The following is a 15,284-nucleotide window of genomic DNA, read 5'->3' as shown; positions in this document are numbered from 1 at the left end:
GCGTTAATTGATGATAAATGTGCTGATTTGGCGGCTTTTTCAGCGCTTGATCGAGGATTTAAAATTAGCCGTTGACAGGGTTTACCGGGTTTCATATTATGCGCCCCGTTCACAACACAATGTGATTGTGTCTTGGGGCTATAGCTCAGCTGGGAGAGCGCTTGCATGGCATGCAAGAGGTCGACGGTTCGATCCCGTCTAGCTCCACCAAATTCTTTTTAAGAATTTGGCAAAAACCGTAACGCCGGTTAATGCGTACCACATTTCGTGGGGCTATAGCTCAGCTGGGAGAGCGCTTGCATGGCATGCAAGAGGTCAGCGGTTCGATCCCGCTTAGCTCCACCAACATTTAAAAAAGCCGACCTAATGGTCGGCTTTTTGCTTCCTGTTTTCCCGTTTCCAACCTCTGTTTGTTCAATCAAGTCTGTTAAAACCGCCTTGGCATTTATACATATGTCTGCTTGGCGGCTAAAACGCTGAAGGTTTGCACCAGATTGGGTGGAATTCAGCCTTAACGCTGTTTTATGTAACCTTACGTTTCGTAATCAAATTTTTGGCGCACATATTGACATTCATAGCGTAAATTCCCCTCAATTTTTGCAAGAAAGTAAAGCAGAACAAAGTGTTAATAGTATTGAGCGTTCGTGTTATTTTTGTGATAACTTGAGCGTCAGAGGTTTATTTTATCTGTTATTGCGCAACAACTGGCTGCATGAACGGCGAGCGGTCCGTTAAACGTTTGCCGCTATCTATCACAGAAATAAGCCTCACCTCTTTAAATGAAATTGATAATTATTATCATCTTGATAAAATATCGGTAAGCTTAATAAATGTAAGGGCTCAACGATATGCTGAACAGTCGTGCGGTTAATTCTTCTACTACCAACCGCCCGTCCAGGAAGATTAAACTTTCTTTGATGGGCCCGGCGTTTATCGCCGCCATCGGCTATATCGATCCCGGTAATTTTGCCACCAATATTCAATCGGGTGCCGCTTTTGGCTACACGTTGCTATGGGTTGTGGTTTGGGCCAACGTAATGGCGATGTTGATCCAACTGTTATCCGCCAAACTTGGCATCGCAACGGGTAAAAATCTCGCCGAGCACATCCGTGATCGTTTCCCCCGGCCAGCCGTCTGGGCTTATTGGGTACAGGCGGAAATTATCGCGATGGCCACAGACTTGGCCGAATTTATTGGTGCCGCTATTGGTTTTAAATTACTGCTTGGTGTCACCCTGCTGGAGGGGGCGATCTTGACCGGTATCGCTACCTTTTTGATTTTAATGCTACAGCAACGCGGCCAGAAGCCACTAGAGCTGGTGATTGGTGGTCTGCTGCTGTTTGTGGCCGCGGCCTATATTGTTGAATTAGTGTTCTCTCAGCCACAGCTGAGTGGGTTGATCAAAGGCATGGCAATCCCTGATTTACCCAATGGTGATGCGGTATTTTTGGCGGCTGGCGTACTTGGTGCCACCATTATGCCGCACGTGATTTACCTGCACTCTTCGTTGACGCAGACGGCGGGTAAAAACTCAAAGGCCGATCGCTATGCCTCAACCAAAGTGGATGTGGCGATTGCGATGACGATCGCCGGGTTCGTTAATCTGGCGATGATGGCGACGGCCGCCGCTGCGTTTCACTTTAGTGGCCACAGTGGCGTCGCCGATCTCGATCAGGCCTATCTGACTTTACAACCGCTGCTGGGGCATGCCGCTGCGACGGTATTCGGGTTGAGTCTGGTGGCGGCAGGGCTGTCTTCTACCGTGGTGGGGACGTTGGCGGGGCAGGTGGTGATGCAGGGGTTCGTGCGCTTCTATATTCCGCTGTGGGTGCGCCGCTTGGTGACTATGTTGCCATCGTTTATTGTTATTTTGCTGGGTATGGATGCGACGCGCATCCTAGTGTTGAGCCAGGTGTTGCTCAGTTTCGGTATTGCGTTGGCACTGGTGCCGCTACTTCGTTTTACCGGCAACCGTGAATTAATGGGCGATATGACTAACAGCCGGACGATACAAAGCTTGGGCTGGCTAATCGTGTTAATCGTGGTGGGGTTGAATGGCTATCTATTGTTAAGCAGCCTGTTTTAACCAACCGTAGTGGTCGGGCACGCCCGGCCTGCATCTCGGGTTCAGCATCAAGCAACCAACCGGGCGCGGGCATGCCACGCCCCTACGGGTAACAACATCACGCGCTGCCAAATCCCGCCGGTATCAACCCACCGGAGTGGCCGGGTATGCCCGGCCTGCATTCCGTATGCGGCGCCAAATAATCAACCGGGCGCGGCAGGCCACGCCCCTACGGTTAACGGCATACCCCGCAGCGCAATCCCCTCCGGTATCAATCCACCGTAGTGGCCGGGCATGCCCGGCCTGCATCTCGGGTTCAGCATCAAGCAACCAACCGGGCGCGGCAGGCCACGCCCCTACGGTTAACGGCATACCCCGCAGCGCAATCCCCTCCGGTATCAATCCACCGTAGTGGCCGGGCACGCCCGGCCTGCATCTCGGGTTCAGCATCAAGCAACCAACCGGGCGCGGCATGCCACGCCCCTACGGGTAACAACATACTTCGCTGCCAAATCCCGTCGGTATCAATCCACCGTAGTGGTCGGGCATGCCCGGCCTGCATCACGGGTTCAGCATCAAGCAACCAACCGGGCGCGGCGTGCCACGCCCCTACGGCTAACAACATACCTCGCTGCCAAATATCGCCGATATCAATCCACCGTAGTGGCCGGGCACTCCCGGCCTGCATTCCGTATTCAGCATCAAACATCCGGCCGGGCGCGGCAGGCCACGCCCCTACGGGCAACAACATACCTCGCTGCCAAATATCGCCGATATCAATCCACCGTCGTGGCCGGGCACGCCCGGCCTGCATCACGGGTTCAGCATCAAGCAACCAACCGGGCGCGGCAGGCCACGCCCCTACGGGTAACAGCATACCTCGTTGCGCAATCTCATCCGACATCACTCCATCGTAGTGGCCGGGCACGCCCGGCCTGCATTATTAGTGATGATGGTGCCGATGTTTGTACTTGTGTTTATGATGTTTCTTATAATGATGTTTTTCGTATTTACGATATCGGCCTTTATCGAAGTAGTCGTGTTTACGCCAGTAATCAGCATTGCGCCAGCGCTGGCCGTCCCAATAGTCGCCTCTGCGGCTGCGCTCACCTAACTCCTTACCCTGATGGCGTATCCACCAATCGCGATCGCGCCAATCATGGCCATCCCAATAATTGCCGCGTTGGTCTTGATCGCCAATACGCAGTGAAACGCCCGGCAGCAAATCAATGTTCAGCCCTTTGGCTTCGGCCTGTTGCGTGAGCGGCGCTGTACTTATTATTAATGCAGCGGCCAGTAGCAGAGGTTTAAACATATTTTCTCCTGTTGGCGGCTTTGCTCATAACGTCAATTAATCCACCTTATCTATTTCTCTGCCGGTATGTTATCGCTATTGCCGTAGCAGGCATTTCAGCGGCATTCTGAAAAAGGGAGCGCAATCAAAAATTAAGACTTGTCTGGATGCCAAGCGACCGCAAACGGCACAAGACCGTCACTGACGATCGTCCTCAGGGTAGCGAGCCGGAAGGCTTCAACCACATTGTTCTGGCCACTCAGGAACTCAATGTCGCCGCCTGATCTTCGGCATTCTCCAGCAACCGATCCAACATCCATGAGCCAGCCGGACCCGGAGGCGTGAGTTTTGACCATACGGCATCGACCGAAATTAGCATTGGCCAACCGCGTGGGCGCAGCTCTATTAATTGCCCATTGCTGTATTGCTTGACCAGCCAATGCGGCAAGATCGCCCAACCGAACCCTTGTTCGGCCATTTCGAGTAACATCAGGTAACTGGGTGCTGACCATACACGCCCCTGCGGTTTGTTACTGTTGGCGGTATAGGTGTTGAGATACAGTTGGCGATTGCTGGCGAGTTTTTCCGGTGTTACGGCGTTGCATTGCGCAAGTGGGTGTTGTTGGGCGACGAAAATACCCATTTCAGTTTGTTCCGGAAGCCGCGCTGCGGCGATATCTGGAGGGTAAGTTGTTTGCACCGCCAGCATCCCCAAATGTGCGCGACCACTTTGTACCAAGTCCAACACATCGCCTTCTTCGGCAACCATGCATTCCAATTCAATATCCTGATAGCGCCGCTCAAAATGTATCATCAGGCTGTCGTGATGCTGAGGTTGATAGGTATCGGATAAAACGATCGTCAAGCGCGGTTCGACCCGATCAGCCAGCCTGATGCTTAATGCATTCAAACGCTCGTTGGCGGCCAAAATTTCTTGAACGTGACCCAAGACTTTACGTCCGGCGAGGGTAAGTACCGGTTGCCGTGCTTGTCGGTCAAATAGCGTCAAATCCAGATCCGCTTCTAGGTTGGCGATGGCAGTGCTGATAGTTGACTGACTTTTACGCAGCTTGCGAGCGGCGGCAGAGAAGGAGCCTAGTGCGGCCGCTTCGACAAAAGCCTGTAAAGCCTCGGGGGAGTAATGCATGATCTATCTACTTTTTCGATGGAACCTATTTTTAATCTACGCAATAAAACGATGATAATCACCTGAATTGTTCCAATAATGGCTATTTATCAGGTGAAATATGCAACTGCAAAACAAGTCTTTGGGTGAGCGTGTGATTCACGCGGTGGGTTTCGAAGTCATTGCTGTGATGATTTGCGCACCGATTGGTGCATGGTTGATGAACCGTTCAATGATTCAGGTCGGTGCATTGGCGGTCATGCTGTCCAGCGTCGCGATGCTATGGAACATTATTTATAACGCCGGATTTGACCGTTGGTGGCCGATCACTCGTGTCGCGCGAAACCTAAAGGTACGGGCGCTGCATGCATTGGGTTTTGAAGCGGGTTTTGTGCTGATTGGCGTACCCATTGCTGCCTTGATGCTTAACTTGACGTTGGTACAGGCATTTATGCTGGAGTTGGGTTTCTTCCTATTTTTCTTGCCGTATACCCTCTTTTATAATTGGTTGTATGACACTTTGCGTCAGCGTTGGCTTGAATCCCGTCTGGCGGTGAAATAACCCATCGTCAAGTTGTGACGGATACGATAGTGTCATCATTTTCATCACATGGATCGAGGAAAACACCATGAAAGTGCTGGGCTTGTTGGGCGGAATGAGTTGGGAGTCGACCATTCCTTATTATCGTATGATCAATGAACAGGTCAAACAACAATTGGGCGGCTTACACTCTGCTAAAATTGTGCTGTATAGCGTTGATTTCCATGAAATTGAACGCTTGCAGCATCAGGGTGATTGGCAAGGTGCCGGGCAATTACTCGCCACAGCGGCGGCGTCATTACGTGCAGCAGGGGCGGAGGCGATCGTTATCTGTACCAATACCATGCACAAAGTGGCTGATGTTATTGAGCAAGCAAGCGGTTTACCGTTAATTCATATTGCTGATGCCACTGCCTTGCAGGTGCGTCAACAGGATATTCGTCGCGTTGGGCTGTTGGGGACGCGTTTTACCATGGAGCAAGATTTTTACCGTGGTCGCTTGCAGGATAATTTTGCTATTGACGTGGTCACGCCGGTGGCAGCCGATCGCGATATTGTGCATCGTATTATTTATGAAGAACTGTGTATGGGGAAAATCCGCGATGGGTCGCGTGAAGAATACCGCCGTATTATCCGTAACTTAGAATTACAGGGCGCGCAGGGGATTATTTTCGGCTGTACCGAAATCGGTCTGCTGGTCGGCGCACAAGATGCTTCGGTGCCGGTATTTGATACCACGGCCATTCACGCGCGTGCCGCAGTGGAATACGCGTTGGCCTGATGCGAAATAACAGTTAATAGGCGTTTTTACTGTAATGATTTTCAACACGGTGAGAACGCATTTATTTAGCAGGGCTGAAACGTTTTTGTGATCGAGATCGCTAATGGATAGCCAGTCGAACAAAGGCGATTGTTGTTTTTCCTGTGGGATTTTACAGTGAGTGCAGTTTCTTATTGATAGCTTAATTTCTTGCGGAGAAAACTCTGATGACCTATGCCCTGGTAGGGGATGTTGGCGGTACCAATGCCCGGCTGGCGTTGTGCACCGTCGCGACGGGTGAGATTACCCAAGCGAAAACGTATTCTGGCCTGGAGTTCGAAAGTCTGGAGGCGGTGATTCGCCACTATTTAACTGAGCATCAGGTTGAGGTGCAGGATGCGTGTATCGCCATTGCCTGCCCGGTGACGGAGGATTGGGTGGCGATGACCAATCACTCGTGGGCTTTTTCTATCAAAGAGATGAAAGCTAATCTGGGGTTCAGCCATCTGGAAGTCATTAATGATTTTACCGCCGTATCTATGGCGATCCCCATGCTGACCGATGCTGATGTGGTGCAGTTTGGCGGCGGGAAGCCGCAAAAGGATAAACCGATTGCGGTCTATGGCGCAGGGACTGGGTTAGGAGTTGCACATTTGGTGCAGGTGAATCAGCGTTGGGTAAGCTTGCCCGGCGAAGGCGGGCATGTTGATTTTGCGCCAAACAGCGAAGAAGAAGACGTTATCCTGGAAGTATTGCGTGCAGAAGTTGGCCACGTTTCTGCCGAGCGGGTGCTTTCAGGGCCGGGCTTGGTCAATTTATACCGTGCGATTGTTAAAGCTGATAAACGCCAGCCGGAAAACCTAGCACCGAAGGACGTAACCGAGCGTGCATTGGCCGATAGCTGTACCGATTGTCGCCGTGCCTTATCGCTGTTCTGTGTCATTTTGGGGCGCTTTGGTGGCAATTTGGCGCTGAACTTGGGCACCTTTGGTGGCGTCTATATTGCTGGTGGCATCGTACCGCGTTTTATGGCGTTCTTTATGGCTTCTGGCTTCCGCGCCGCTTTTGAAGACAAAGGGCGCTTTAAGGACTATGTACAAGATATCCCGGTGTTTATGATCGCGCATGCGCAACCTGGGCTGTTGGGGGCAGGGGCTCACCTGCGACAAACGCTGGGCATGCAGTTGTAACATTATGAGGATGCCGCGATCACGCGGTTATCGCTTGCAATCATGGCGCCGTTTGCCGCATCTGGCAAGTTCGCATGCGTTTCATCAAGCAGCCATCGGTTCAGCGCGTCGGCTGGGGCAACAACATCATCCTGTATTTACGATAAAAAGCCCGTCAGATTATCTGACGGGCTTGTTCAACATGGCTCGATTATTAGGCGTGTTTGGCTTTGCCCAGCACCTGTTGTTCGTTGCCGCTCTCTTCTTGAGCGACAGCCTGCGGTGTTTTGATAAATAAGGTAATCAGTAGGGAAATCACCGACAGCACACCTATTACCATAAAGGTTGCGTGGAAGCCGCCAAAGTATTTGGCGATGAATGAACCCGCTAGCGCGCCCAGCCCAAAGCCTTGGTAAATAATACCGTAGTTTTTACTGTGATTTTTAAGGCCGAAGAAATCACCGACAATAGCTGGGAAGACCGTAATGTTACCGCCAAAGCAGAAGGCAACGGCACCGACACACAGGAAGAACAGGGTATGGCTCAGGGTGAAGAAACTCAGGGCGACAATAGCCAGCACGGTCACCAGCATCGTGAAACTGATCACCCGCATGCGGCCGACTTTATCTGACAAGGTGCCCAGAATGATGCGTCCGGCGGTGTTGAAGATAGCGACGGCAGACACGGTGTTGGCGGCGGTGGCTAAATCCATCCCGGCGAGTTGTACGCCCATGTCTTTCACGATACCAATCAGATACAGGCCACTCATACAGGCGGAGAAGAAGATAGCAAACAGCAGGTAGGCTTCTTTGGTAGCCAACATTTGACGCACGCTGTAATCATTGCTCAGGCTAACGCGAGCATCAGTGGACGCGTTGGCGGCGGCCGGTTCTTTTAATAGCAGTGAGCCAAGCACGATCAACGCCATGACGATCGCACCCCAGTAGAAGAAGGCGCCAGACACCCCAGCATCGGCAATCAACGCCGCGTTGACATACTTAAACAGCAGGCTGCCGCTGCCGAAAGCACCGACGGAAATGCCCGAAATCAGCCCCTTGTTCGCCGGGAACCATTTGATCAGATTCGACAGGGTGGAGATGTAGGCAATACCGACCGCGAACCCGACCACGACGCCAGCCAGCAGATAAATCATGTCCAATGAACGGACATGCGCGCTGGCAATCAAACCCAGGCCAACCAACACACCGGAAACCAGCGTCAGGTTGCGGATACCGAAGCGCTCTTGCAGTTTACCGGCAAACAGCGTGGCGAAAGCCAGGAAGAAGCTGGTGATGGAAAACGTGGTGGCGACATCGGCCAGACCCCAATGGAATTTATCCACCAGCGGTTGGTTGAACAGACTCCAGGTATAGATAGTCCCCAGCCCCATTTGGCAAATGATAGTACCCAGAACGATTAAACTGCGATTTACCGGTTTAGTCTTCATGCCGGTTTCTCCTGTGTGCGTTGCCTGTGGCAAAAATTGCGACGTAATCAATACTTCGCGGAATAGGCATATTATAAAGCTGTGAACCGCACCGGACGGCGGATTGGGAATGAGTTGCACACGAGGAGGAATGAAATGCATCTAGGGTTGCATGAAGTGCCGATTTAACGCGAAAAAGGCCATCAGAACGCACTGATATTATGTGATCTATATCAATTATATCAATGTTTTATTGTTAATTTATCGTGTTAATAAGGTGTGGTAATTGTTAGCGTGATTAAAAGCCTATCCCATTAGCGGGGCAAGCCAGTGGTGCAACAACCAACGGCGCGCCACCAGCATCGGGTTTTACAAACGCATGAGCTTGCGAAACTCTTTAACCTTACTGCGGCTGACCGGCACCTCGAACTCCAGATCGCTAAGACGCAGAATATAGGTGTTGTTAAACCACGGCACGATCTCGCGGATTTTTGACAGGTTAACGCAGTAAGAGCGATGACAGCGGAAGAAGTGCTCCTCCGGCAAGCGGCTATAAAACTCAGTGATGTTCATTGGCATCACAAACTCTTCGCGGCGAGTATAGACGCGCGTCACTTTCTCATCGGCTGCCGCATAATAGATATCGTTAATATCGGTAACGATAATTCGCTCATCTTTAATCAAGTTAATACTGTGGCTGCTGCGCGCCGTGGGGAGAGCGAGTTCCGATACCGCGGCCGACGATTGATGCAATGCCTCCAGCTTTTGCAGCATGGTGACGATGCGCGCTTCATGATAGGGCTTAAGAATATAATCGAAAGCCTCAATTTCGAACGCTTCCACCGCGTGTTCTTTATACGCGGTGATGAAAATGATTGATGGGCGATGGGCGAATTTACTGATGTTTTGCGCCAGCAACACGCCATCGAGCGAAGGAATATTGATATCGAGAAAAATGGCATCGACCTGATTGTTTTGCAGGTATTTCAACACATCTAGCCCGTCTTCAAAGGTGGCGTCGATGTGGATGTTACTGTGCTTTTTGATCAGATAGCTGAGCTCCTCTTGAGCAAGAAACTCGTCTTCAACAATGATGGCTTTCATGATCCTTCTCCCGCCGGTCGTTCGGTGGTTTCGTTGTGCAATTTGCTGCCGTTTTTGCTGATGGTAAAGGCGATTTCCGTGCCTGGGTTCAGGCGGCGAATGTCTAAACCTTCGCCGTACAGCAACGATACACGGTGATGGACATTGAGCAAGCCAATGTTATGGCTCGGCATTTCGTTGCGTGCGACGCGCTCGATCACCTCTTGGCTGATGCCGTTGCCAGTGTCTTTCACCGAAATCCTGACCCGGTCATCCAAATCTTTCACGGCGATCACCACCACTCCTTGGCCTTTATGCGGCAAAATACCGTGCACGATAGCATTCTCCACCAACGGTTGGATCAATAGGCTGGGGATACGTACGGCAATATCGTCATCAATATCATAAATCACCGTCAGTTTATTGCCGAAGCGCGCCTGTTCGATGGCGATATAATCTTGGATTTGGTGCAGCTCTTTACGAATATCGATAAATTCGTCGTTGAGCTCCAAATTGTAGCGCAGGTAGCGTGACAGGTTGATAATCAGCTGGCGTGCGGTGTCTGGATTAAGGCGGATCGAAGATGAGATGGCATTCAACGCGTTGAACAGAAAGTGGGGGTTAATCTTGCTTTGTAGCGCACGCATTTCGGCTTTATCAGCCATTTGGCGCAGTTGTTCAATACGCGAAACTTCCATCTGGGTAGAAATAATCTGGGACAAACCGACGGCCATCACCTTGAGCGTATTGGTAATTTGGTGTGCGTGACAGTAATAGATCTTCAACGCGCCACTGACTTCCCCTTTCTCCCACAGTGGGATCACCAATTGAGAGTGAATCTGTGGTGTTGCCGGGTTCTCTAGATTGTTTTTGATAATGATTTTACCGTGACGGATACTGTCGCGCGTTACCCGGCTTAGGCTCTCGCGGCCAACGGGATAATGTTCTTCGCCAACGCCGACGTAGGCCAATACGCGATGCGTATCGGTCATCGCGACGGCATCGGCCTGAATATCGTGGCGGATGATGTCACAAATTGTGGTCAGCGATTCACTATTAACGTTACGAAAGTAAGGGAGAGTTTTGTGGGCAATATCCAACGCCAGTTTAGCCTGCCGTGCCGCAATCACTTCCTTTTCATCTTCAACGCTTTGCACCAGCAGCACGATCAGACCGATACACACCGTTCCGAGGATCATGGGCAGGGCAATTTTGGACACGATATCCAGCCCCAGTTCGGTCGGTTTAGCCCACAACACAATCAACAACATGGTCAGGCTTTCGCACAGCATGCCGCCCAAAATACCGACCCGCCAGCGCTGTTCTTTTTTGACTTTTAGGTTGATATACGCGGCGCAAATACCGGCAATGATGCTGGTGATTAGGCAGGGAACGGAGGTGATGCCGTCGATGTCGATCAGATAGCGGTGTGAACCGGCAATAATGCCGGTCATGATGCCGACCCACGGGCCGAATAAAATGCCACCCGCCATAATGGCGATCACCCGTACGTTGACCAACGAGCCTTCGACGTTAATACCGGAATAGGTACTAAAGATGGCAAACAGCGAGAAGATGGCAGTAACTGCCGCCAACTCCAATGATGTGTGATCTTCTTTTTGCAACAGTTGGCGGAACTGACGGGTGCGGGTAAGGAAAAACAGACAAATTAACATCAACGCAGCGCGATCAAACACCGCTAACAACATTTCAAAAACGGAGTGCACAACGGATACTCGATGCGGCCAAAAGATAAGGGAAGTATATCACAGCGTAATGGATACCCTGAACCGCAGCCGCTTGATGCGGCTCAGGGAGCATTGGGGAATTATTTAAAGCCGAGTTGGCTTTTGCCCAAAGGCGTTAACTGTGCTGGTGTAGCCCGGTCGACGAAATCCACTTCGAAATCATCGGGGGCGAAGTCTGGCGGCGTTCTTCCTGCCAGAAAACTGGGCAATTGGCGTTGTAAATAGGCGTCGTTCTTCTCACAGCCCGGCGCGGCGGCAATGTACATGACGTTGCTGTCGAACTCGCCGTGATGTTCGTTTTCCACCGCATGAATCACGTCACAGTGCCAGAATACGCAGTCGCCCGCTTCCAGATCGGGAATTGGGGAAAGGCCTTGCAGTAAAAGAGGATGCCATTTTTCCGAAATCGACAGGGCGCGGCCGGGAGCGGCATCGCACAAATCGTCATCGGCTACGTCATCTTGCAGTGCGCGCAGCAGTACGTAAGCCATCGCGTTAGCGATCGGCACGACATTTAGCGTACCGGCGTGGGTGCGCTGCGGGGTCAACGCCGTCCAGCCTTGAAAGGTGCGGAACATCGAGCACACCGCCGGAGAGGCGATTTCACGTACTTCGGTGCGTCCAGCGGCGGCAAACGGATCGTAGTCTTGCCAGTTGCCGGAAAACACGTGGCGGTAAACGTAGCGGAAGTTGTCATCTAACCAGCGTTCAATGGTACCGCTGTCAACGTGGGGTGACAGGCCGAGTGAGGATGAATTGGGGGGACGGCGGCGTGTGCGATCGGCGTAAGTGGCAACGCGCTGTGGGTCAAAATGTTGCTTGCCGTGACTTTCGCTTTCCCACAAGCCGTTGAGGAACACTTGCACGGCATGCATACGTTGATCCTGACGCGCTTCTACTTGGGGTAGCGACCAATAGATACCGTAAATTTGCGGTTTACTGGCAGCCAGTTTGCCAAAATAGTTGTCTTCAGCGGCGTGTTTTAGACGTTCGACAAAGTTATTGCGCTCGAGATAATCACCGATCTCGCGGTTCCAGCCTTCGGCTTGGGCACGGGGGAATACGCCGCGAATGGCGCAGGCTCCGCGCTGTTTAATGCGCGCTTTCTGCTGTTCGCTGACGCGCTGTTGCAGAATGTCTTCTGCATCAATTTGCGGTACGGGATTATGGCCTTCAGCCAGTTCATGACGAATCTGCTCAACCTGCTGGCGGATGTTCTCCTCCAGTGCCAGAAAGGCGTCGCGGTAATGGGGCAGTGCCTGACGCAGCTGTTGTTTTACGGTTTTAATCGCAGTGGGAATATCTTCGATCACCAGTGTTGCCATCATATGCTCCTTAATGCCGCCCATGACGGCGACAGATAGGGTTGGGAACAGGGTAGGACGTTATGTTTTTGTTGTTTTAGCGTTAATGATTATCTGGCTTTAAGCGAGGTAAATAAAGAGATATCTTTCATTCGTAACTTCCTGTTTTTCGTTTTTCGAATATCAGCATCCAATAAAAATCTTTGATAGGCGCTCGACAGCGCAGAGACTGTGCGATATGTTCGTGGACAGGTCACAACTGACCTACGTCGCTCGGACGGTCCGGGCGCTAACGTCTTTTCGAGGAATTTATGGCTGATAAACACAGTCCGCGTCGCTTTACGCGTATCGAACGTCTTCCCCCTTATGTTTTCAATATTACCGCTGAATTAAAGATGGCTGCGCGCCGGCGCGGCGAGGATATTATCGATTTCAGCATGGGTAATCCCGATGGCCCGACGCCGCCGCACATTGTTGAGAAACTCTGCACCGTGGCGCAGCGCGATGATACCCATGGCTACTCTACCTCTCGTGGCATTCCGCGCCTGCGCCGTGCCATATCGCGTTGGTATGGCGAGCGCTATAACGTTGAAATCGACCCGGAAAGCGAGGCCATTGTTACCATCGGTTCGAAAGAGGGGTTAGCGCATCTGATGCTGGCAACGCTCGACCATGGCGATACGGTACTGGTGCCCAATCCAAGTTATCCAATCCATATCTACGGGGCAGTGATCGCTGGGGCGCAGGTGCGTTCGGTACCGTTGGTGGAAGGTGGGGACTTCTTTGGTGAGCTGGAGCGCGCCATCCGTGAAACCATTCCACGGCCAAAAATGATGATCCTCGGCTTCCCGTCTAACCCGACGGCGCAATGTGTCGAACTCGATTTCTTTGAGCGGGTTGTGGCGCTGGCGAAGCAATATAACGTGCTGGTGATCCACGATTTGGCTTATGCCGACATTGTTTATGATGGCTGGAAAGCGCCATCGATCATGCAAGTCCCCGGCGCTAAAGACATCGCGGTAGAATTCTTTACTCTGTCAAAAAGTTACAATATGGCAGGTTGGCGCATTGGTTTTATGGTGGGCAATCCTGAATTAGTTAGCGCCTTGGCACGTATCAAAAGTTACCATGATTACGGCACCTTTACGCCATTACAAGTGGCGGCCATTGCGGCACTGGAGGGCGATCAACAGTGCGTTAAAGATATTGCTGAACAGTACCGGCAGCGCCGAAATGTGTTGGTAAAAGGGTTACATGAAGCGGGCTGGAAGGTGGAAAACCCGAAAGCATCAATGTATGTGTGGGCGAAAATTCCTGAGCCTTATGCACATCTCGGTTCACTCGAATTCGCTAAACGTCTGCTGGCGGAGGCTAAAGTTTGCGTATCCCCCGGCATTGGCTTTGGCGATTACGGAGATGACCACGTGCGGTTCGCGCTGATCGAAAATCAGGATCGTATACGTCAGGCGGTACGCGGCATTAAAGCAATGTTCCGCGCCGATGGTCTACTGACATCAGCGGCAAAGATGGCTAAAACAGCAGAGTAGTTGTGGCCGGATATTCCCCGTAGCTAATTCCGCAGCTCCGTAGTGGCCGGGCACGCCCGGCCTGTTTTCAGCATGGAGGGTACGCTATTAATTGGGCGCGGCGTGCCACGCCCCTACGGTTTAATGACATTCTTCGTTATAAAATTCCGCGGAACCGTAGTGGCCGGGCACGCCCGGCCTGTATTCAGCATGGGGGTACGCTATTAACCGGGCGCGGCATGCCACGCCCCTACGGTTTAATGACATTCTTCGTTATAAAATTCTGCGGAACCGTAGTGACCGGGCATGCCCGGCCTGTTTTCAGCATGGGTGGTACGCTATTAATCGGGCGCGGCGTGCCACGCCCCTACGGCTTAATGACATTCTTCGTTATAAAATTCCGCAGATCCGTAGTGGCCGGGCACGCCCGGCCTGTTTTCAGCATGGGGGTACGCTATTAATCGGGCGCGGCATGCCACGCCCCTACGAGTAACAACATCCCGTGTTGCAGCATCCGTAGTGGCCGGGCATGCCCGGCCTGTATTCAGTATGGGGGTACGCTATTAACCGGGCGCGGCATGCCACGCCCCTACGGTTTAATGACATTCTTCGTTATAAAATTTGCGGAACCGTAGTGGCCGGGCATGCCCGGCCTGTATTCAGCATGGGGGTACGCTATTAACCGGGCGCGGCGTGCCACGCCCCTACGGTTTAATGAGATTCTTCGTTATAAAATTTGCGGAACCGTAGTGGCCGGGCATGCCCGGCCTGTATTCAGCATGGGGGGTACGCTATTAGCCGGGCGCGGCGTGCCACGCCCCTACGAGTAACAACATCCCGTGTTGCAGCATCCGTAGTGGCTGGGCATGCCCGGCCTGTATTCAGCATGGGGGTACGCTATTAATTGGGCGCGGCATGCCACGCCCCTACGAGTAACAACATCCCGTGTTGCAGCATCCGTAGTGGCCGGGCATGCCCGGCCTGTATTCAGTATGGGTGGTCAAGCAATTAATTGGGCGCAGCCTGCCACGTTCCTACTATTTAATTTTGTCATTAGGTTGCCGTTAGGCAACCATCAGCATGAAAGTCCCAACCCATGCGATCAGCATGAATGAAACGCCCATCAAAAAATACTTCACTGATAACTCCCCGGTGGAGCTCCTCGCAAGCCAATGATCCCGATTGTTGTGCTGAGTCTTATTGAGTACCAGTAACCATCACTTTTTGTTGATTAATAACAA

General features: G+C 52.0%; 13 protein-coding genes and 2 tRNA genes. 7 read left to right on the top strand and 8 right to left on the bottom strand.

Annotated features, from left to right (window positions below; all coding sequences use genetic code 11):
- Nucleotides 1-134 precede the first annotated feature (134 nt).
- The 3 genes from ACQKDS_RS10420 to ACQKDS_RS10410 all read left to right on the top strand — a co-directional run bounded on the left by ACQKDS_RS10420 (nt 135) and on the right by ACQKDS_RS10410 (nt 2,087).
- Nucleotides 135-210: transfer RNA gene (locus ACQKDS_RS10420), tRNA-Ala, on the top strand.
- A 59-nt stretch (nt 211-269) separates the two neighbouring features.
- A tRNA-Ala gene (locus tag ACQKDS_RS10415) sits at nt 270-345 on the top strand.
- A gap of 503 nt (nt 346-848) precedes the next feature.
- Nucleotides 849-2,087, top strand: a complete 1,239-nt coding sequence (locus ACQKDS_RS10410) for an Nramp family divalent metal transporter (RefSeq protein ID WP_399669367.1) — start codon at nt 849-851, stop codon at nt 2,085-2,087.
- A gap of 301 nt (nt 2,088-2,388) precedes the next feature.
- On the opposite strand, the gene ACQKDS_RS10405 is transcribed toward ACQKDS_RS10410, so the two are convergent.
- From ACQKDS_RS10405 to ACQKDS_RS10395, 3 genes are all read right to left on the bottom strand, one after another.
- Nucleotides 2,389-2,970 (bottom strand): hypothetical protein, encoded by a 582-nt coding sequence (locus ACQKDS_RS10405; RefSeq protein ID WP_399669375.1) that lies wholly within the window; start codon nt 2,968-2,970, stop codon nt 2,389-2,391.
- Nucleotides 2,971-3,009: 39 nt separating this feature from the next.
- Entirely contained in the window at nt 3,010-3,381 is a 372-nt protein-coding gene (locus tag ACQKDS_RS10400) for a DUF2502 domain-containing protein (RefSeq protein ID WP_399669377.1), read from the bottom strand.
- Nucleotides 3,382-3,619: 238 nt separating this feature from the next.
- Complete coding sequence (locus tag ACQKDS_RS10395) at nt 3,620-4,507, bottom strand: LysR family transcriptional regulator (RefSeq protein ID WP_399669380.1); 888 nt, start codon at nt 4,505-4,507, stop codon at nt 3,620-3,622.
- Nucleotides 4,508-4,607: 100 nt separating this feature from the next.
- Between ACQKDS_RS10395 and ACQKDS_RS10390 the strand changes: the two genes are divergently transcribed.
- From ACQKDS_RS10390 to glk, 3 genes are all read left to right on the top strand, one after another.
- Complete coding sequence (locus tag ACQKDS_RS10390) at nt 4,608-5,048, top strand: multidrug/biocide efflux PACE transporter (protein ID WP_399669383.1); 441 nt, start codon at nt 4,608-4,610, stop codon at nt 5,046-5,048.
- A gap of 67 nt (nt 5,049-5,115) precedes the next feature.
- Entirely contained in the window at nt 5,116-5,808 is a 693-nt protein-coding gene (locus tag ACQKDS_RS10385) for an aspartate/glutamate racemase family protein (RefSeq protein WP_399669386.1), read from the top strand.
- A 203-nt stretch (nt 5,809-6,011) separates the two neighbouring features.
- A complete protein-coding gene (gene glk / locus ACQKDS_RS10380) occupies nt 6,012-6,977 on the top strand; it encodes a glucokinase (RefSeq protein WP_399669750.1) in 966 nt (321 codons plus the stop codon).
- Between the two features lie 193 nt (nt 6,978-7,170).
- Here the strand turns inward: glk and ACQKDS_RS10375 are convergent, their stop codons facing one another.
- From ACQKDS_RS10375 to ACQKDS_RS10360, 4 genes are all read right to left on the bottom strand, one after another.
- Nucleotides 7,171-8,403 carry an L-lactate MFS transporter gene (locus ACQKDS_RS10375; RefSeq protein ID WP_399669389.1) on the bottom strand — a complete coding sequence of 411 codons (1,233 nt, stop codon included), beginning with the start codon at nt 8,401-8,403 and terminating at the stop codon, nt 7,171-7,173.
- Nucleotides 8,404-8,751: 348 nt separating this feature from the next.
- The gene (locus ACQKDS_RS10370; protein ID WP_399669392.1) at nt 8,752-9,486 is read right to left on the bottom strand and encodes a LytR/AlgR family response regulator transcription factor; all 735 of its coding nucleotides are present in this window, start codon (nt 9,484-9,486) and stop codon (nt 8,752-8,754) included.
- Nucleotides 9,483-11,192 carry a LytS/YhcK type 5TM receptor domain-containing protein gene (locus ACQKDS_RS10365; protein WP_399669395.1) on the bottom strand — a complete coding sequence of 570 codons (1,710 nt, stop codon included), beginning with the start codon at nt 11,190-11,192 and terminating at the stop codon, nt 9,483-9,485. Before ACQKDS_RS10365 ends, ACQKDS_RS10370 begins: the two co-directional genes overlap by 4 nt.
- Before the next feature lie 101 nt (nt 11,193-11,293).
- Nucleotides 11,294-12,538: a DUF1479 domain-containing protein gene (locus tag ACQKDS_RS10360; protein ID WP_399669753.1), complete on the bottom strand. Its 1,245-nt coding sequence runs from the start codon at nt 12,536-12,538 to the stop codon at nt 11,294-11,296.
- A 290-nt stretch (nt 12,539-12,828) separates the two neighbouring features.
- On the opposite strand from ACQKDS_RS10360, the gene alaC reads away from it, so the two are divergent.
- Nucleotides 12,829-14,064: an alanine transaminase gene (gene alaC, locus ACQKDS_RS10355; RefSeq protein ID WP_399669398.1), complete on the top strand. Its 1,236-nt coding sequence runs from the start codon at nt 12,829-12,831 to the stop codon at nt 14,062-14,064.
- 1,043 nt (nt 14,065-15,107) lie between these two features.
- On the opposite strand, the gene ypdK is transcribed toward alaC, so the two are convergent.
- Nucleotides 15,108-15,182 carry a membrane protein YpdK gene (gene ypdK / locus ACQKDS_RS10350; protein ID WP_399669756.1) on the bottom strand — a complete coding sequence of 25 codons (75 nt, stop codon included), beginning with the start codon at nt 15,180-15,182 and terminating at the stop codon, nt 15,108-15,110.
- Nucleotides 15,183-15,284 lie beyond the last annotated feature (102 nt).

This window comes from Serratia sp. NPDC078593 (genome assembly GCF_050268245.1).
GTDB lineage: Bacteria > Pseudomonadota > Gammaproteobacteria > Enterobacterales > Enterobacteriaceae > JBNNGK01.
The sequence above is the reverse complement of the archived record's forward strand: the minus strand, read 5'-3'. Positions and strand labels throughout refer to the sequence as shown.